Source organism: Brevundimonas sp. RM1, assembly GCF_052907225.1.
The window spans coordinates 75,948-93,180 of sequence record NZ_JBRERY010000010.1; the positions used below are offsets into that span (position 1 = coordinate 75,948).

Here is a 17,233-nt window from a genome sequence, read left to right on the forward strand (position 1 = left end):
GGGGGCTAGGCCGCCCCCGCCACCCGCGCCAGGTCGGCGGTGATTCGCTCGGCGACCTTCAGTCGATCCTCCGGCGTGGGCCAATCGCCCTTCACCACGATCTTCTGATCCGGCCGGATCTTCCAGAAGGCGTGATTCTTCTGGATCAGGCCCACCAGCCCCATCGGGTTGGGGAAGGTGTTGTTTCGCAGAGTCAGCACTGCGCCCTTAGGCCCGATGTCGATCTTTTCGATCATGGCCGTGCGGCAGTTGGCCTTGATCCCCACGATCCGCAGAAGCTGCTGCGCCTCGTCCGGCAGGGGGCCGAACCGGTCGATCAGCTCGGCGGCCATGGCCTCGCGGTCCTCCATCTTCTCGGCGTCGGATAGGCGGCGATACAGGCTCAGGCGGACGTTCAGGTCTGGGACATAATCCTCTGGAATCAATACGGCCGCGCCGACGTTGATCGAAGGCGACCAGCCACGATCCGGCGCCGCCTCGCCCTGCTCGCGCAGTTCGGCGACGGCGTCTTCCAGCATCTGCTGATACAGTTCGACGCCAACCTCGCGGATGTGGCCCGACTGTTCGTCGCCCAGCAGGTTGCCGCCGCCGCGCTGGTCCAGGTCGTGGCTGGCCAGTTGGAAGCCCGCGCCCAGATTGTCCAGCGACTGCAACACCTGCAGACGGCGTTCCGCCGACAGGCTCAGCGGCTTGGTCGGATCGGTCGTCAGATAGGCGAAGGCCCGCGCCTTGGACCGGCCGATCCGGCCCCTGATCTGGTGAAGTTGGGCCAGACCGAACATGTCCGCGCGATGCACGACAAGCGTATTGGCTGTCGGAATGTCGATGCCGCTCTCGACGATGGTGGTCGAGACCAGCACGTCATATTCGCCATCATAGAAGGCGCTCATGACCGCTTCCAGCTGGGTCGGGCTCATCTGGCCGTGGCCGACGACGAACTTCACCTCAGGCACCTGTTCACGCAGGAACCGCTCGATGTCGGGTAGATCCTTCAGGCGCGGCGCGACGTAATAGGCCTGACCGCCGCGATATTTCTCGCGCAGCAGGGCCTCGCGCACCAGCACCGGATCCCACGGCGTGACATAGGTCCGCACCGCCAGACGATCGACCGGCGGCGTGGCGATGATCGACATCTCGCGGATGCCGGACAGCGCCATCTGCAGCGTGCGCGGGATCGGCGTGGCCGTCAGGGTCAGCAGGTGAACATCGGCCCGCAGGGACTTCAGCTTCTCCTTGTGCTTGACGCCGAAGTGCTGCTCCTCGTCGACGATGACGAGGCCCAGATCCTTGAAGCCGACCTGATCGGCCAGAACCGCGTGGGTGCCGACGACGATCTCGAAACTGCCGTCCTTCAGCCCCGCGCGCGTCTCGTTGGCGTCCTTGGCCGTGACCATGCGCGACAGGTGGCGCACCTTGATCGGCCAGCCGGCGAAGCGCTCTGAGAAGGTCTTGAAGTGCTGACGCGCCAGCAGGGTCGTCGGGCAGACAATGGCGACCTGTTGGCCAGTCATCGCCACAACGAAGGCGGCGCGCAGGGCGACCTCCGTCTTGCCAAAGCCGACGTCGCCGCAGATCAGACGATCCATCGGCGTGCCCTTGCCCAGATCTTCCAGCACGTCGCCGATGGCGTTCAACTGGTCGTCCGTCTCCTCATACGGGAAGCGGGCGCAGAACTCGTCGAACAGGCCGGCGGGCGGCGTGATGGCGTCGGACACGCGCAGCGCCCGCTTGGCGGCCAGGGCGATAAGCCCCTCAGCCATGGCGCGCAGGCGCTCTTTGGCCTTGGCCTTGCGCGCCTGCCAGCCCGCGCCGCCCAGACGGTCCAGCTGAACCCCTTCGGCGTCCGTGCCGTAGCGGGTCAGAAGGTCAATGTTTTCAACCGGCAGGTAGAGCTTGCTCTCACCCGCATAGAGGAGTTCGAGGCAGTCGTGCGGCGCCTCCTGGATCTCCAGCGTCCGCAGGCCCTCATAGCGGCCGATGCCGTGATCCAGGTGAACCACCAGATCGCCCGCCGTCAGGGCCGAAGCCTCGGCCAGGAAGTTGGACGCCCGCCGCTTGCGCTTAGGCCGTGCTAGGCGGTCGCCCAGAATGTCGGTCTCGGAGATGACGGCCAGATCGTCAGTGACGAAGCCATGCTCGACCGGCAGCACCGCGCGCAGATAGATGCCGTCCGGCGCGCCCTGCACATCATCCCAGTCGCGCACCGCCACGACGTGCGTCAGGCCGTGATCGCCCAGCATGGCGGTTAGGCGTTCGGCCGAGCCTTCGGACCATGAAGCGAACAGGACGCGCTTGCCCTGCCCCTTCAGCGCCTCGGCGTGCTGAGCGACGGCGGCGAACAGGTTGACGCTATCCTGCGACCGCTCGGCGGCGAAGCTGCGGCCTAGTCGACCGCCTGCGTCTTCGCCGGAACCGGCAACCAGGGGCGACAGGCGGCGCACGGCGCGACCGGCCAGGGCGCTGTTCCAGTCGCCCTCATCCAGATAGAGCCGCGCGGGCGGCAGGGCGCGATAGGCCGCCCCGCCCTTGCCGCGCGCCGCCTCCTTGCGCGCCTCATAGGCGTCGACGGTCAGATTCCAGCGTTCTGCGCGCGCCTGGTCCGTCTGGCTGTCGAGGAAGACCGGCGCCGCATCCGGCAGATAGTCGAACAGCGTATCCAGCCGGTCGTAGAACAGCGGCAGCCAGTGCTCGACGCCCTGACGGCGCGCACCCTCGCTGACGGCGGCGTACATGGGCTCATCGCCCGGCGCGCCGAACAGGTTCAGATAGCCGCTGCGGAAGCGCGAGATCGAATCTGCATCCATCAGCACTTCGGACACGGGCGATAGAGAGACAGCCTTCAACTGGCGCGTCGAGCGCTGGGTCTCGGGGTCGAAGGCGCGGATCGATTCCAGCTCGGACCCGAACATGTCGAGGCGCACCGGCTCCTCGAATCCCGGCGGGAAGACATCGATCACCCCGCCGCGAATGGCGTATTCGCCGCGCTCCGACACGGTCGAGGCGCGTACATAGCCGTTGGCCGCAACGTAGCGCTCGAGAGCGGCCGTATCGAGATCTGCGCCGACCTTGGCCGCGAAACCGGCGCCGGTCACGGCGCTGCGCGGCGGCGTGCGCTGGGCGGCGGCCGCGACCGTGGCGACCACCAGCAGCGGCGTTCGGTCCGCTGGATCGCGCGTCGCCAATCGGGTCAGAGTCGCCATGCGCTGGGCGGCGACCGAGGCCGTCGGGCTCAGCCGGTCGTAAGGCAGGCAATCCCACGAAGGATATTCAAGAACTTCAATATCCTTGGCGAAGAAGCGGAATGCCTGGATGAAATTGCCTGTGCGCTGATAATCGCGCGCGATAAACAAAGCGGTCCCGCCCTGGGCCTTGATCCGCTCGGCGACGATCAGGGCGTCCAGCCCTTCCGGCGCGCCGCCCAGTTCTGCGTCAGTCCGCGCCAGCGCCGCGTCCATCAACCGATGCCCTTGGCCACTTCGGCGGCGACATGGGCGCGCATGAAGGCGCGGATGCGGGCCATCATCGGGCCGTCGAACTCAGGCGGGGTCGGTTCGCGCTCGATGATCCAGGCGTAGAGATACTGATCTTCTTCATCCAGCAGGCGCTCGAACTCGGTCAGTTCGTCGTCTTCCAGCGTCGGCGCGATCTGATCGGCGAAGGGCCCCAGCACCATGTCCGCCTCGCGGAAGCCCCGGCGCCAGGCGCGGAAAGCGATGCGGCCCAGGCGCGTCTTGCGGTCGTCAGAGTTCAGGGCGTCCTCGGGACGTGCGTCGATATCGGCCACGCGGTTTCCTTGCCTGTCCGTTCACTTCGGTAAGAGGCCGATCAGATAGCGTTCCAGACGCCGCTTCGCCAGCTATGCTGTCCAATGATGAGGCCCGAGATTCTCTTTCCCCTGTTCGCCGACGTCTCCACGCTGAAAGGCGTAGGGCCGCGCAGCGCGCCTCTGGTGCAGAAGGTGGCGGGTCCGCTCGTGCGCGACGTGCTGTTCCTGTCGCCCAGCGGCGTGATCCAGCGCCGCCGCACCACGGCGATGGAGGCCGTCGACAGCGAGATCGGCGTCTTCGAGGTGACGATCGACCGCCTGATCCCGCCGCACAAGCACGGCGCGCCGATCAAGGTGCGCGCCATCGACGACACCGGCTTCATCCACCTGATCTGGTTCGCCGGATCGCCGCGCCATATCGAGAGCCTGGCCCCTCGCGGGTCGCGCCGTCTGGTGACGGGCAAGGTCGAGCGCTTCAACAGCGAAGTCCAGATCGCCCACCCCGACTACATCCTGCCCATCGAGAAGGCGGATGAGATTCCGCTGTCCGAACCCGTCTATCCGGCGACGCAGGGACTAACCTCGCGGCAGATCCGCAAGCTGGCGCAGGGCGCGCTGGCGCTCGCCCCCGAACTGCCGGAATGGCAGGAGCCGAACTGGCTGGCGGCGCGGCGCTGGGTCGGCTGGCGCGCGGCGCTGGAGGCCCTGCACGCCCCGACGAACGAGGCCGATCTGACGCCGGATACGCCCGTGCGCCAGCGTCTGGCCTATGACGAACTGTTCGCGCACCAGCTGGCCTTGGCCCGTCGCCGCCGCGCTCGCCAGATCACGCCCGCCGCCCGCATCATGCCGGGCGATGCGTCCGCCCTGTTGCTGGCCGCCCTACCCTTCACTCTGACCGGCGCGCAGGAGCAGGCCGTCGCGGAAATCCGCGCCGACCTGACTTCCGGCGAGCAGATGGGGCGGCTGCTGCAGGGTGATGTCGGGTCGGGCAAGACCGCCGTCGCGGCCCTGGCCCTCGCCGATGCGGCGTCCAATGGGTTCCAGGCCGCCCTGATGGCGCCGACCGAAATCCTGGCGCGCCAGCACTACGACAAGCTGTCGCCTTTGCTGAACCAGGCCGGCGTCCGCAGCCTGCTTCTGACCGGACGCGATACCACGGCCGAACGGCGCGGCAAGCTGGCGGCCCTCTCGTCCGGCGAGGCGCAGGTCGCCATCGGCACCCACGCCCTGTTCCAGGACGCGGTGCAGTTTCACCGGCTGGCGCTGGCCGTCATCGACGAACAGCACCGTTTCGGCGTGCGCGAGCGCCAGCGGTTGCAGGCCAAGGGCGATCCGGCTCTGGGCGGCGTCCATCTGCTGACCATGTCGGCGACGCCGATCCCGCGCACGCTGGAACTGACCCAATATGGCGAGCTGGAAGTCAGCCGCCTGATGGAGAAACCGCCGGGCCGCACGCCCGTCACCACGGCCGTCCTGCCGCTGGCGCGCATCGGCGAGGTGGCGAAGCGTCTGAAGGCGGCGGTTCAGGCAGGCGCCCAGGCCTATTGGATCTGTCCTCTGGTGGCGGAATCCGAAGCCATCGACCTGGCCGCCGCCGAGGATCGGGCGGAAGACCTGCGTAAACTTCTGGGGACCGAGGTCGGTCTGGCTCACGGCCAGATGCCGGGCGCCGAGCGCGAAGCGGTGATGGCCGAGTTCGCGGACGGCCGCCTGCCTGTCCTGGTCGCAACGACCGTGGTCGAGGTCGGCGTCGACGTGCCCAACGCCTCGATCATGGTGATCGAACACGCCGACCGCTTCGGTCTGGCGCAGCTTCATCAGCTTCGCGGGCGCGTGGGGCGCGGGGCCAAGGCCAGCTCCTGCATCCTGCTGTACGGCGGCGAGGATGGCGCTCTGGGCGAGACGGCGAAGGAACGGCTGGAGACCCTGCGCCGCACCGAGGACGGCTTTGTCATCGCGGAAGAAGACTTCCGCCTGCGCGGCGGCGGCGACCCGCTGGGCCTGAAACAGAGCGGTTTTCCGGCCTATCGTTTCGCCGACCCGATCCGGCATCGCTCGCTGTTGCTGGCGGCAGCGGACGATGCGCGTCTGTTGCTGGGCCGCGACCCTGATCTGACCAGCGAGCGCGGGCAGGCCGTGCGTCTGCTGGAGGCCCTGTTCGACTGGAAAAACGAACGCCCCTCAGCGGACTGAGGGGCGTCGTAAAACTCAGCGAGGTTTCGAAGCGATCAGCCTGCATTGCGGGCGATGCGTTCGACTTCCTTTCGGACCTGCGCCTCTACGATGGCGGGCAGGTTCGCGTCCAGCCAGTCCTTCAGCATCGGGCGCAGCATTTCGCGGACCATGGCCTCGACCGTATTGCCGCTCATGAAGTTCATGTCGGCGGCCGAAGCGACCGGCGCAGGCTCGGGCTTCTGGAAGCTGGCGGCCAGACCGGCGAAGGCCGAGGCCGCGCTGGCTGCGGCGGTTTCGCCGACCAGGGTTTCGGCCTCCGCCGCAACGGCCGCGGGTTGCGTCGCCGCCGGCGCGGGTTCGGTTGGGAACGGCGCAGCGTCCGCCACGTCCAGATCGCCGATGGCTTCGGTTGCCGGCGCCTCATAGGGCTCGGTCAGTTCCAGCACCTCGTCTTCGATCGGCGCGGGCTCGGGCGCGGGGACGACGGGTTCTGGTTCCGGCGCGGGCTCGGGAGCCGCTTCCGCCACAGGGGCGGTTTCGGCCGGAGCGTCGTCTTCAGAGATAATCCGGCGGATCGACGCCAGAATCTCTTCCATCGTCGGTTCCTGGGCGGCTTGTTCGGTCATGTCGGAACCTCAACCTGGGCGCTCGAACGGGGACACTCGCCAACCGATGCGGACTAGGCAGGCGACGATGGGGACCGAGCCGTCAGACTCGCCTCCCCCTTGAATCCTGTCGTCGCATCAACGCCCGTCGGAATCAACGGACGTTTTGTCGATCAGCCTTCAGCCCTGGGGAGCAGTGCGAACGACTTCACCCTTCAACTGACGATCAACAGGCGCATCTTCCACATCGACGGCGGGCGTCGTCGCCGGGGCGGCGACGCGGTCGATGGCCTCGATCACGCCATCCCAAGGCAGGGCGCCGCGATTGCGTACCGCCCGATAGTTGTCAGACGGATCATAGGCTTCGATCGTCGGATCCAGGTTGGGGCCGCCCAGACGGCCCATGGCCGCCAGAAGCTGGGCCTGGGCGACATACTCATTACGACGGGCGCTGGTCAGGGCGACTTCCGCGCTGCGCAGTTCAAGCTCCTGGTTCAGCACGTCCAGGGTGGTGCGCAGGCCGACCTGAGCCTCCTGGCGCACACCCTCGGCCGCCACCGAAGCGGCGCGCACCGCCTGTTCGCCAGCCTGAACGCTGGAACGCGCCGAAGCGCTCTGGGCATAGGCCGAGCTCACCGATTGCAGAACCGTACGACGTTCACCCTCGACGTTGATCTGGGCGGCGTTGGCGCGCTCCAGGGCCTGGGCGACGCGCGAACGGTTCAGCCCCCCGGTGAACAAGGGCACGGAGACGGTTGCGCCGGCCGTAAAGCTGGTGCGATCGCCCAGGTCCAAGCCCGACAGATCATTGGCCGTCCCGCCATAGGAGGCGTTCAGGCGCGCCGAAGGCAGATACTCCGCCCGCGCCGCCGCCACATTGGCCTCGGCCGCGCGCTGGGCGTGAACAGCGGCGAGCACGCCGGGGTTTTCGGCCAGGCCGACGTCCATCGCTGCGTCGAAATCGGTCGGCAGGCCCGGCAGCGTCGGCAGCGTCTGCAGGTTGGACGGCGCCTGTCCCACGACGGCGGCGTAGGCCGCGCGCGACACGGACAGTTGCGCCTGAGCGCTGGCCAGATCGGATTCCGACTGCGCCAGACGAGCTTCGGACTGCGCGACGTCAGTGCGGGTGATTTCGCCGACCTCGAATCGAGCGTTCGATTCATCCAGTTGGCGACGTAACACCTTCAGGTTCTCCTGGCGGATGCGCAAAATCTCCAGATCGCGGGTGACATCGGCATAGGCCTGAATGACCGTCACCATGACCTGCTGCTCGACCTGACGCAGATTCTCACGGCCGGCCAGGACATTGGCTTCGGCCGCAGAAATGCCGTGCGACACGCGTCCGGCCGTCCAGATGTTCTGCGTCAGACTGACGCTGGCGCTGGCGCCGTCGCTTTCGATCGTCCCGCCGCTGGTGCTGCTGCTGCCCGGCAGCGTGCCGGTGGCGTCAGGCACGCCGTCGCCGTTGGTGTCGATCGGGAAGGTCTGACCAGGGATCGTCGTCGTCACACGATCGGTGCGGGTGCGGCTGTAATCGACACCCGCCGAAGCGTTGATGGTCGGCCGCAGGCCGGCGCGCGCCTGGACGATGCTCTCATCCAGAGCCCGTTGATTCGCCCGCTGCGCCAGCAGGGTCGGGTTGGTGCGATAGGCCAGACCGATGGCCTCCTGCAACGACTCGGCGAAGACCGGCGTCGCCCCCATCGTCAATGCGACCAGTGCGACCGAAGCGAGCGCGCGCGAGCGTTTCAACATGAACCTGTCCCTGCCTGACGCCCCCATCCGGCGCGCCTGTAGTGCCTTGTATCCGCGTAGTTGGAGGCTAGGCCCGCCCGACGCCAGTTAAGTTTTTTTCACGCAGCGCGACGCCCCTTCCGTCGCCACGAATGGCCTTAGAGCGCAAACGCAGGCGCCGGGACCATTTCCGCCAGCAACTCAGGCGCAGCGTCGAACAGCTCGCGCCGCGAAACGCCTTCACGACCGCGAACATAGAGCACAGCCGCGCCGCTGGCGCCGTCGCGCTCCACCACAGCCAGACGACCGCCGGGACGCAGGGCCGCGATCCAGGATTCGGGACGCTCGATCACGGCGCCCTCGCTGACGATCAGGTCATAGCCCTCACCCTGCGGCTGGCTCAGAGGCGCAACCACGGTCTCGACCCCAGCCTCGGCCAAGGCGGCGCCGACCACATCGAACACGGCCGCGTCGGATTCCTGAGCCGTCACCGACAGGCCCATGTGCGCCAGAACGGCGGCGGCGTACGGCGCGGCGATCGCCAGGGCCCTTTCACCGGCGCGGGCGTCCAGGCCCTGCAACAGCTTGGCCACATCGCGCGGCAACATCAGACGACGGTCGCCCGCGATTTCCGGCTCAACGTCGGCATAGGCCGAGAAAGCGCGGTCGGCGGCGCAGAATCGCTCGCGCTCCACAGCGCCGATGGCGGCGTGCAGTTGGCGGTCGGTGACGTCGTTCACGCGGACCTGCGAGTCCAGCATCACCTTGCGGGCGGCGGCGAAATCCATAATCCGAAGTCCTTCAGGTCGGCTCAGGCGAAGAAATGTGACGCGCTTATAGGTCCGTGCGTTGCAGCGGACAATCCGATCTGATAGCTGACGGCCCTCGCGATGGCGGGGCCCCACCGATACGGGGTCACGGCCTGATGGCGGAGTGGTGACGCAGAGGACTGCAAATCCTTGCACCCGGGTTCGATTCCCGGTCAGGCCTCCATCGCGATGAACATCGAGAAAGCCGCCCTTCGGGGCGGCTTTCTTGTTTTCGGACCTAATCCGCTCCCGCAGTCGTCAGATGATGCAGGGCGACAGCGCTGGTCGCAGCCACGTTCAGCGAATCGAATCCCCCCGCCATCCGGATGCCCACCGGACGACAGCGCGCGATGATGTCCCGCGGCAGCCCCGGCCCTTCGCTGCCCAACAGAAGGGCCGTGCGCCTGCCCGGCTTCAGTTCCGCCAGCGTCTGTTCCGCAGAGGGCGCCAGAGCCAGCACCTCGAACCCCTTGCCCTGCAACAGGTCGACCATGGCTTCGGCATCCAGCCCCGTCGCCATCGGCGTCCGCAGCACGGCGCCGACCGAGACCCGGATCGCCTTGCGATAGAAAGGATCGCAGCAGGTCCGATCCAGCAGCACCGCTCCGACCCCAAAGGCGGCGGCGTTGCGGAACAGCCCGCCCATGTTGTCGTGATTGCCGATTCCACACGCCACGACCACCACGGCCTGCTCCAGCAGGTTGTCCAGCAGAACGTCCGGTTCGACGGGCTCAGGCTTGCGTCCCAGGGCGAGGACGCCTCGATGCAGATCAAACCCCGCCACGGCGTTCAGTACCGCCTGCGACGCCACATGAACCGGCACGTCGCCCGGCAGACGCTCCAGCACCTCCCGCAGCTTCTCCAGGCGCTTCTCGGCGATCAGAATGGATACGGGCGTGCAGCGCGACGCCTCGGACGCCAGCACGCGCAACACCACCTCGCCCTCAGCGATGAACAGACCGTGCCGCCCGGTCAGATCGCGCTCCTTCACATCGCGAAAGGCGGCGATGCGCGGATCATCAGGGTCGTTCACATGGATTGGAGTCATGCGGAGCCTTGTAGCGCAGGGCTTTGCGAAAAAATTTGGCGATTTCTGTCTTTTACCAGTTGCGTGAATCGAAAAGGCGCTGCTATACGCCGGCCTCCCCCGAGGGGATGTTCCGCGGTAGCTCAGTGGTAGAGCAGCCGACTGTTAATCGGCTGGTCGTAGGTTCGAATCCTACCCGCGGAGCCATTTCTCATTTTCGGGCAAATCGCCCGTTTCCCCCTTCTTTGGGAGGGTGGATTGGGCGATGGTTTCCGACAACAAATCAAATGGTTGACGGAACTTTGCCGTAAGCTCTCCATGGGCCCAGGAGCAGTTCGAAAGTACGAGATTCAGCACCCTTCGCTTCTCTGAAGCGGAGGCCCGCTCGAAGAGATCGTGTGCTTCCCGTCCGAGACGGATCAGCGCAATCCCGTTATCGATATACTCGTCATCAGCGCTATGGTGCCGCTCAATGTCCTTCAGGCAACGATCCCGCTCCTCGCGCCATACGATTTGCATCCGGCGATAGAAGTCGTCGGAGATCACCCCGTCGAGTTTGTCTTCGTACATTCGCTCGATGCGAGCCTGTAGCCGATCGGCCTCGCCGCGGAGCCGCTCAATCGCCGCCCTACGCTCGCGGGTTTCATCCTGGAGACTTTCGCGCAAGGCGCGTTGGATCAGTTCAAAAGCAGCATCATCGAATCGCAGTTGCCGCAACAGTCCGGCGAATCGCTGCTCCAGCACCTCCTCGCGGACATACGGCTCGCCGCATTTTCCTTTGAAGCCCGTGCAGTGGTAATAAATGTATCGCTGCTTTTTGATCTCAGCGACCATCGCGCAACCACAATGACCGCACGTCATCATGCCGGTGAACGGAAAGTCGTTTACGCTGGCGCGAATGTTGGCCGCCTTGCGCCCATCTAGGACATCCTGGACCGCGCCCCAAAGGTCCTCGGAAACCAACGGCGCGTGGGAGCCCTGATAGACCTTGTCCAGCCATTCGAAGGCGCCGGTATAAATTCGGTTCCGCAGGATCGTATGGACCGTGCTTACGCCTATGGGAGCGCCACTCTTCCGGTAGGTCAGGCCAGCCTGCCGAGCCTTCTTGGAAACGTCCTTTAGCGAGTATTGGCCCGTAGAATACCACTCATATAGGCGCTGAACGAGCGGACCGAGCGCCGGATCGATGGTGATGATCTTCTTACCGTTCGGACCTTCGACGTTCAGGTAGCCGATCGGTGCGACTGTCGGCCACAGGCCCTGTTCGGCCTTCTCCAACATGCCCTTTCGGGTTTCTTCCGACAGATTGTCGATATAGTTTTTCGCCATCAGCACCTTGATGCCGTGCATGAACTTTTCTGAAGAGCGGGAGTCCTGCGAGAGGACGACGCCCTCTTTTACGAAATGAATTTCGATGTCGAGGTCGTCGACCGTCACCCAATCCTTGAGATTGCGATAGAGTCGGTCGGTCTTTTCGACCAGAAGCGTCCGAACTGTAGGGTGCCGGCGAACGTATTGCAGCATTTCGTTGAAGCTGGTGCGCCCGCTCTTCTTGGCGGTTTCAACGTCGACAAATTCCCGCGCCACCTGAATATCGTTGGCATCGGCGTAGTCTTTCATCAGCTTGGTTTGAGCCGGGATGGAAAATCCTTCCCGATCCTGCTCCTTCGATGAAACACGAGCATACATAACAGCCCGTCTTATCTCGATAACTGGTGCAGAACGCGCGACTTTCCGACTGGCCATATCTGTCTCCCGCTAAGGTCGCCGAGCAAAGGCGATAACGGCGCGGCAACGGCTCAATCCAGAAAGGAGCATCAACAACGCCGGACGCAGAATCCTAGCGACCCAGCAGAACCAATCAAGCAAATAACTCACAAACCTAAGAATGTTGCTATACATTTCAATTACATGCGAAAATTTACTGCAACGCGACACCAGGGCGTGATCCGTCTCATCACTCCTTCTTGCGTGACTTTGGAATAGACCGTCCAGGCTTTGCTCTACGCTTCGAATCCCATTCGATCAGGATACGAAAGAAGTCCGTCAGATCGGCGAGCATCGCCCGCGCCTCGACTTCTGAAACTTCCCCTATCGACTGCTTCTGGAAGTGCGCTTGCGCGTCACGCGCGAGATCCGCGGAAAAGTGGCCGCCGCGCCGCGACGGACGAACGTCTTTCTTCGGGATGGACGACACAGAGCGGCGGTCAGGGTTCATCGTCCCAATCCCGCATCCGGTGCTGGCGGCTGCAGACCAGCTCGGCGGTGGCGCCGTCCGGCGCTGGAAACAGGGTCGCACGCTTCGGCTCCGACCAGGGGTCGTTCAACCGAACGCGGAGATAGTCTCGCGGATTCTCTCCCCGCGACGTCGCTTTCCAGGCCTCGCCGACGCGCGACCAGCCGAGCATGACGACATAGTCCGGCGAGTTGTCGTTTCGACGGTCGTCGTTCGGAACGAACCTGATTTTCCGGTCGATGAGGAGGGTTTCGATGCGGCCTTCCCAGCCGCCCTGCTTGGTCGGCTTGAACTTTCCGATGACGCCCATCTCAGCCTCCCTTCGCCTTCAGCGCCTTGGCGAACTCCCTGTCGCCGGCGAGGAAGACTTCGAGCATCGCCGGGATAAGGTCCGCGGTTTCGGCTTTGTCGCCGTATGCCTCGCGATAAACGGCGGCGTAGTCGGCCAGCGACCGATGAAGGTCCGGCGTCACGGTGATGGTGAGCTTGATCGGCGTCCGATCAGGCAGTTTGCCGAGCTTCAGCATTGGGTCTCTCCTCTCAGCGGGCCCACGGACGCAGCACGAGATCCTTGTGGACGATCACGCGCAGTGGAAATCCGGGGCGGATGGTGATGGTGGGTTGGACGTCGAGATTCCGGGTGACGATCTGTTGCCCGGCCTGACTGCTGGACTGCTGGGTCGACTCGCGGATGGCCCGGACGAGGTCGCTCTCGCCGTCGATGGTCAGCTCCGTTCCGACCCCGAGCAGGGTGGAAAGCGCGACGCCCTTGAGGAGTCGCCATGTATGGAAATCCACCTTGTCGGCGAGCCCGGCGTAGCCCGCGGCATCCGTCGCAGGGAAGTTGTCGAGCTGAATCGAAGCGCCGTCAGGCAGGATGATGCGCTGCCAGACCAGAAGCGCCCGGCTCTGACCGAAGGCCACGACGCTGTCATAGGCGCCGATCAGCCGCGCGCCTTGTGGGATAAGCAGGATGCGGCCTGTCGCGGTGTCATAGACGTTCTCCGTGACCTGGGCGGTGACGAAGCCAGGGAGATCGGAGCGCAGACCCGTGACAAGACTGGCCGCGATGACGCTGCCGGCCATGATCTGATAGGGCGAAGCCGGCTCCTGAATGCGATGCGGGTTAATCGTCGAGGACGGCCCTTGCGCCACGAAATCGATCTTGCGCTGCTGGCCGTTCGGATCGCGTTGGGGATCGATGCCAGGCTGTCCCTCCCCTGCCCCGGCGGGGGCGACCGCCGTGACCGCCCCCATCTGGGCGGCTTCTGCCGTGGCGGGAGCCTGACGCGCGAGTTGCACCATCACGCCGGACTCGCGGGCCTGGCCCGCCTGCGCCGCCTGACGCTGACGCTCCGCCTCCAGCGCCTGTTCCTCCGCCGATAGCGGCGGCGCTTCCTCATCGAGGGACGCGCGGCCTCCCACGCGCTCGTCATCAAGGATCGCCCGTCCGAGGTCGCCCGGAAGCGGCGGCCCGAGTTGCGGTATGGAGCCGTAGTCGCCTGGGAGGTCCGCGACGGCGTCGGCGGTTGCGCGGCGATCCGTCACGACCGGCTCGTCAACGGGCTCTGCGACCCGAAGCGTCGCTGGCCCCAGCGCGAGCCAGGCAACGCCGGCGATCACCGCCGCCCCGGCCGCGGCGCCGCCGATTACGACGCTGCGTTTGAACCGGACGATGCGGCGCGGCGCGGCGCGCAAGGTAAAGGCGTCGGGTGACGACTTGGGCGCACCTTCACGAGGCGGGGTCGCCCGGGGCGTGTCGGGCTCGTCGATCATCGCGACGCCCTCCGGCCACGCCGCTGATCGCCATCGGTTCGGGTAATCCGCACGACCTCCTGCGGCGCTTCGCCCATGCGCAGTTCCGCCGCAGCGAACAGCCGGTCGACGATGTAATGGTGTCCGCTGACCCGGTAATTCACGAGTTGGGCGTCGCCGAGCGGGCCGACGACGAACAGCGGCGGCGCCTCGCCCTGATCGAGTCGGGCCGGAAATTCGATATAAACCTTCGCCCCGTCGTCCCAGGCGCGGAGCGGCCGCCACGGCGGCGCATCGCCGGTGATTGCATAGCGGAAGTGCAGGTTCTCGACGGCGACAGCGGGCGCGATAGTCTGCGCCGCCGCGGCCGCATCATTTCGCCGTTGCAGCGCCAACAACCGGTCCTGCGGATAGGTCCAGGAGATCGCCGCCATCGCGGTCGCATCGGTGCTTTCGAGCGCGAGGTGATAGGCGCGACGCGTCGTGGTGATGACCATGTTGGTGTGCAGCCCTGCCGCGAAGGGCTTGACCAGAACATGCACCCGCCGACGGTCGCCGGCCCCGCTCACCGTATCGCCGATGACCCAGCGCACAGTGTCGCCGGCGGAGACCGCGATCAGCTCCTCGCCCGGCTGAAGCGCAATGTCGCTGACTCGCTCCGGCGCGGCGTAGAGCCGGTAGAGCGCCCCCTCGGTCCAAGGGTAGACTTGCACGGCGTTGACGTAGCCCGCGCGCGACGGCTCCTGCGTCGCGGCGCGGTTTGCGGCCTCGACGCTGGCCGTGGGCGAGCCGGTCTCGCGGCGCGCGGAAGGCGCAGGCTGTAGTTGGCCCGGCAGCGGCAACGGAACCGGGGTTTCTACGATCTCGACCGGGGTCGGCGGTTCCGCCGCGACGACGGCGGGCTGGAAGTCGACGGGGTCGTAGGCGATGGCGGGCGGCGGGGTCTTCCCCGCGCACGCGGCGAGCGCCAGGGCGGAGACCCCTGCAAGCGGCAAACGGATCACGGCGTATCTCCTTCAGGGGCGGCGATGGAAGGGTTGGGAAACGGCGCCGCTCCGACCGGCGACTGCGTCGCCGCGGTCGTGTCGAGTTCGCGGGACCAGTCGATCGCGTTGACGAACAGACCAAGAGGGTTCTTGCGAAGCGCGTCCGCTGTCTTCGGCGCGCGAAAGACCGTCGTCAGGATCGCCGTCCAGCGCTCGGTCCTGGCAAGACTGCCCCGCTCATAGGTCTGCTCGACCCATTTCACCTGGAACGACGAATCCGATGCGCGCACGACGCTCGTGACCTGCACCGACACGCTGCGCTCGCCGATCATGGCGAACGGGTCGTTGGTGCGGGCGTATTCATTGAGAAACCGCGCCCCGCGGTCCGTGGCGAAGTCGTACGCCTCCAACCAGTTCTGCTTGACCAACACCGGATCGGTCGAGACGGAACGGACGTTGGCGACGAAGCGCGCGAGGTGCCAGATGATCTGGCCATCGGTCGGACGATAGTTCTGGACGGCGGGCGCGACCGACCGCGCCTCGCCCAGCCGATCGACTTCCACCACATAGGGCGCTACGCGGCTCTGGGTCGACTGCCAGACATTGCCGGCCGCGAGGCCGCCGCTGATCACGAGGCAGCCGAAGGCCATCAGCCTCCAGTTGCGGGCCTGAACGCGGGCGGAGCCGATCCGGTCGTCCCACATCTGACCGGCCCGTTGGTAGGGCGTTTCCGGCTGCGGTGTCCGGCCATAGCGTTGGATGGGGCGCTTGAATTTCATGCTAATCGTCCTTCTGACTGAGGTCGGGATTGGCGGGCGCGCCCGGACGGTCGCCGTCCTTCACGGCCTGCGCGATCATGTGCCTTCGGTGACGGGACGCCTGTTCGCTACGCATGCGCTGCGCCCAGGCCGGAGCGCTGGATGTGTCGGCATGAGCGCCGGCGCTCCCGCCTGGGACGGCTGCGCCGGAGGCGGAGCCAGCGGGCCGCGCGCTGTTCATCGCGTTCCACGCCGCGTCCTGCCCCCTCTGGGCGCTCTCGCGAAACGGCTGCGAAAGGCGCGATCCGGCGTTCCGGGCGCCCTGCCTCAGCGCTCCCGCCGCGGCGCGAGCGACGCCTGACGCGCCCGCTCCGATGGTGGACTTTCCGGCGGCGTTCTGACCGAGTTGGTAAGAGGCGCGAGCCGCCGAGCCCATTGCGGTTCCCGCGCGAAGGCTCGCCATGCCGCCGGACGCCGCAGCGCCGAGCGCCCGTGCGCCGAGCGCGGCGCCGCCGGCTCCGAGGAGAGCGGCGCCCGCGACCGTGCCGACCGCCGCGCCCGCCCCGAGTTGCGGCGCGCCGGACACGAGGCCGGAGGCGACGCCCGGTCCGAAGATGGCGAGACCGAGCAGCGAAAGAGCGGCGAGAACAAGCGTCATCGCCGAAGCCACGTCCGGCTCGTCCGTCCCGGCGGAGAGAAACATTTCAAAGAAGCCGCCGCCGATGCCGACGATGACGGCAAGCACCATGACCTTAAGGCCCGACGAGACGACGTTGCCGAGCACCCGCTCGGCGAGAAAACTCGTCTTGTTGAACAGGGCGAACGGCACGAGCACGAAACCCGCCAGCGTCGTCAGCTTGAACTCGATGATCGTGAGGAAGAGCTGGATCGCGAGGATGAAGAAGGCCAGCACCACCACCAGCCAAGCGACGAACAGCACGAGGATCGACAGGGCGTTGCCGAAGAAGGCGGGGAAGCCGAGCATGTCCTTGATCGCGGTCAGCATCGGCTTGGCGGCGTCGAAGCCTACGGCAGCGAGCTTACCCGGCTTCAGCAAGTCGTCGGGGCCGATCGTCCCGCCGCCCGCGGTGAGGCCGAGCCCGGCGAAACTACGAAAGACGATGTCGCCGAGTTGCTGGAAGTTGCCGAGAATGAAGGCGAAGATTCCGACATAGAGAATCTTCTTCAGGAACCGGCCCAGGACGTCCTTGTCCGCGTCCATCGCCCACCACAGGCCGGCCAGCGTGATGTCGAGCCCGATCAGGATGGTGGTGAGAAAGGCGACGTCGCCGCCGAGCAAGCCGAACCCGCTGTCGATGTATTGCGAGAAGGCCGCCAGGAAGCGGTCGATGATGTTGAGGTCCGGAGCCGGGTCCATA

General features: G+C 66.2%; 15 protein-coding genes and 2 tRNA genes. 3 read left to right on the forward strand and 14 right to left on the reverse strand.

Annotated features, from left to right (window positions below):
• Positions 1–5: 5 nt before the first annotated feature.
• Both mfd and ACU5AP_RS10925 read right to left on the reverse strand, forming a co-directional pair.
• The gene (gene mfd / locus ACU5AP_RS10920) at positions 6–3,455 is read right to left on the reverse strand and encodes a transcription-repair coupling factor (protein WP_446681233.1); all 3,450 of its coding nucleotides are present in this window, start codon (positions 3,453–3,455) and stop codon (positions 6–8) included.
• Positions 3,455–3,784: an FAD assembly factor SdhE gene (locus ACU5AP_RS10925; RefSeq protein ID WP_446681234.1), complete on the reverse strand. Its 330-nt coding sequence runs from the start codon at positions 3,782–3,784 to the stop codon at positions 3,455–3,457. The genes mfd and ACU5AP_RS10925 overlap by 1 nt, the downstream gene beginning before the upstream one ends.
• A gap of 87 nt (positions 3,785–3,871) precedes the next feature.
• On the opposite strand from ACU5AP_RS10925, the gene recG reads away from it, so the two are divergent.
• Positions 3,872–5,962, forward strand: a complete 2,091-nt coding sequence (recG, locus tag ACU5AP_RS10930) for an ATP-dependent DNA helicase RecG (protein WP_446681246.1) — start codon at positions 3,872–3,874, stop codon at positions 5,960–5,962.
• Positions 5,963–5,997: 35 nt separating this feature from the next.
• Here the strand turns inward: recG and ACU5AP_RS10935 are convergent, their stop codons facing one another.
• The 3 genes from ACU5AP_RS10935 to ACU5AP_RS10945 all read right to left on the reverse strand — a co-directional run bounded on the left by ACU5AP_RS10935 (position 5,998) and on the right by ACU5AP_RS10945 (position 9,071).
• Positions 5,998–6,570, reverse strand: a complete 573-nt coding sequence (locus ACU5AP_RS10935; protein ID WP_446681235.1) for a DUF2497 domain-containing protein — start codon at positions 6,568–6,570, stop codon at positions 5,998–6,000.
• A gap of 159 nt (positions 6,571–6,729) precedes the next feature.
• Entirely contained in the window at positions 6,730–8,304 is a 1,575-nt protein-coding gene (locus ACU5AP_RS10940; protein ID WP_003165133.1) for a TolC family outer membrane protein, read from the reverse strand.
• Positions 8,305–8,441: 137 nt separating this feature from the next.
• Positions 8,442–9,071: a protein-L-isoaspartate O-methyltransferase family protein gene (locus ACU5AP_RS10945; protein ID WP_088409770.1), complete on the reverse strand. Its 630-nt coding sequence runs from the start codon at positions 9,069–9,071 to the stop codon at positions 8,442–8,444.
• 131 nt (positions 9,072–9,202) lie between these two features.
• Here ACU5AP_RS10945 and ACU5AP_RS10950 point away from each other — a divergent pair.
• A tRNA-Cys gene (locus ACU5AP_RS10950) sits at positions 9,203–9,276 on the forward strand.
• A gap of 54 nt (positions 9,277–9,330) precedes the next feature.
• Here the strand turns inward: ACU5AP_RS10950 and ACU5AP_RS10955 are convergent.
• Positions 9,331–10,140, reverse strand: coding sequence for a TrmH family RNA methyltransferase (locus tag ACU5AP_RS10955; protein WP_088409771.1), 810 nt, complete (start codon positions 10,138–10,140; stop codon positions 9,331–9,333).
• 111 nt (positions 10,141–10,251) lie between these two features.
• Here ACU5AP_RS10955 and ACU5AP_RS10960 point away from each other — a divergent pair.
• A tRNA-Asn gene (locus ACU5AP_RS10960) sits at positions 10,252–10,326 on the forward strand.
• Here ACU5AP_RS10960 and ACU5AP_RS10965 read toward each other — a convergent pair.
• From ACU5AP_RS10965 to trbL, 8 genes are all read right to left on the reverse strand, one after another.
• On the reverse strand, positions 10,312–11,865 hold the full coding sequence (locus ACU5AP_RS10965) for a recombinase family protein (RefSeq protein WP_269297222.1): 1,554 nt from the start codon (positions 11,863–11,865) through the stop codon (positions 10,312–10,314). The genes ACU5AP_RS10960 and ACU5AP_RS10965 overlap by 15 nt on opposite strands.
• A 211-nt stretch (positions 11,866–12,076) precedes the next feature.
• Entirely contained in the window at positions 12,077–12,337 is a 261-nt protein-coding gene (locus ACU5AP_RS10970; RefSeq protein ID WP_253107876.1) for a hypothetical protein, read from the reverse strand.
• A complete protein-coding gene (locus tag ACU5AP_RS10975; protein ID WP_253107877.1) occupies positions 12,327–12,665 on the reverse strand; it encodes a DUF736 domain-containing protein in 339 nt (112 codons plus the stop codon). Before ACU5AP_RS10975 ends, ACU5AP_RS10970 begins: the two co-directional genes overlap by 11 nt.
• 1 nt (position 12,666) lies before the next feature.
• On the reverse strand, positions 12,667–12,882 hold the full coding sequence (locus ACU5AP_RS10980) for a DUF2274 domain-containing protein (protein ID WP_200165115.1): 216 nt from the start codon (positions 12,880–12,882) through the stop codon (positions 12,667–12,669).
• Positions 12,883–12,895: 13 nt separating this feature from the next.
• Positions 12,896–14,131: a TrbI/VirB10 family protein gene (locus ACU5AP_RS10985; protein WP_269297217.1), complete on the reverse strand. Its 1,236-nt coding sequence runs from the start codon at positions 14,129–14,131 to the stop codon at positions 12,896–12,898.
• Positions 14,128–15,114: a P-type conjugative transfer protein TrbG gene (gene trbG, locus ACU5AP_RS10990; RefSeq protein ID WP_446681236.1), complete on the reverse strand. Its 987-nt coding sequence runs from the start codon at positions 15,112–15,114 to the stop codon at positions 14,128–14,130. The genes ACU5AP_RS10985 and trbG overlap by 4 nt, the downstream gene beginning before the upstream one ends.
• Positions 15,111–15,875 (reverse strand): conjugal transfer protein TrbF, encoded by a 765-nt coding sequence (trbF, locus tag ACU5AP_RS10995; protein WP_253107881.1) that lies wholly within the window; start codon positions 15,873–15,875, stop codon positions 15,111–15,113. Before trbF ends, trbG begins: the two co-directional genes overlap by 4 nt.
• A gap of 1 nt (position 15,876) precedes the next feature.
• On the reverse strand, positions 15,877–17,232 hold the full coding sequence (trbL, locus tag ACU5AP_RS11000; protein WP_446681237.1) for a P-type conjugative transfer protein TrbL: 1,356 nt from the start codon (positions 17,230–17,232) through the stop codon (positions 15,877–15,879).
• Position 17,233 lies beyond the last annotated feature (1 nt).

What these genes read in the sequence shown, in the direction of transcription:
- ACU5AP_RS10935 (WP_446681235.1), bottom strand. Translation starts at nt 6,570, where the DNA reads ATGACCGAACAAGCCGCCCAGGAACCGACGATGGAAGAGATTCTGGCG.
- ACU5AP_RS10965 (WP_269297222.1), bottom strand. Translation starts at nt 11,865, where the DNA reads ATGGCCAGTCGGAAAGTCGCGCGTTCTGCACCAGTTATCGAGATAAGA.
- ACU5AP_RS10980 (WP_200165115.1), bottom strand. Translation starts at nt 12,882, where the DNA reads ATGCTGAAGCTCGGCAAACTGCCTGATCGGACGCCGATCAAGCTCACC.
- recG (WP_446681246.1), top strand. Translation starts at nt 3,872, where the DNA reads ATGAGGCCCGAGATTCTCTTTCCCCTGTTCGCCGACGTCTCCACGCTG.
- trbL (WP_446681237.1), bottom strand. Translation starts at nt 17,232, where the DNA reads ATGGACCCGGCTCCGGACCTCAACATCATCGACCGCTTCCTGGCGGCC.
- ACU5AP_RS10940 (WP_003165133.1), bottom strand. Translation starts at nt 8,304, where the DNA reads ATGTTGAAACGCTCGCGCGCGCTCGCTTCGGTCGCACTGGTCGCATTG.
- ACU5AP_RS10985 (WP_269297217.1), bottom strand. Translation starts at nt 14,131, where the DNA reads ATGATCGACGAGCCCGACACGCCCCGGGCGACCCCGCCTCGTGAAGGT.
- ACU5AP_RS10955 (WP_088409771.1), bottom strand. Translation starts at nt 10,140, where the DNA reads ATGACTCCAATCCATGTGAACGACCCTGATGATCCGCGCATCGCCGCC.
- trbF (WP_253107881.1), bottom strand. Translation starts at nt 15,875, where the DNA reads ATGAAATTCAAGCGCCCCATCCAACGCTATGGCCGGACACCGCAGCCG.
- mfd (WP_446681233.1), bottom strand. Translation starts at nt 3,455, where the DNA reads ATGGACGCGGCGCTGGCGCGGACTGACGCAGAACTGGGCGGCGCGCCG.
- ACU5AP_RS10975 (WP_253107877.1), bottom strand. Translation starts at nt 12,665, where the DNA reads ATGGGCGTCATCGGAAAGTTCAAGCCGACCAAGCAGGGCGGCTGGGAA.
- ACU5AP_RS10970 (WP_253107876.1), bottom strand. Translation starts at nt 12,337, where the DNA reads ATGAACCCTGACCGCCGCTCTGTGTCGTCCATCCCGAAGAAAGACGTT.
- ACU5AP_RS10945 (WP_088409770.1), bottom strand. Translation starts at nt 9,071, where the DNA reads ATGGATTTCGCCGCCGCCCGCAAGGTGATGCTGGACTCGCAGGTCCGC.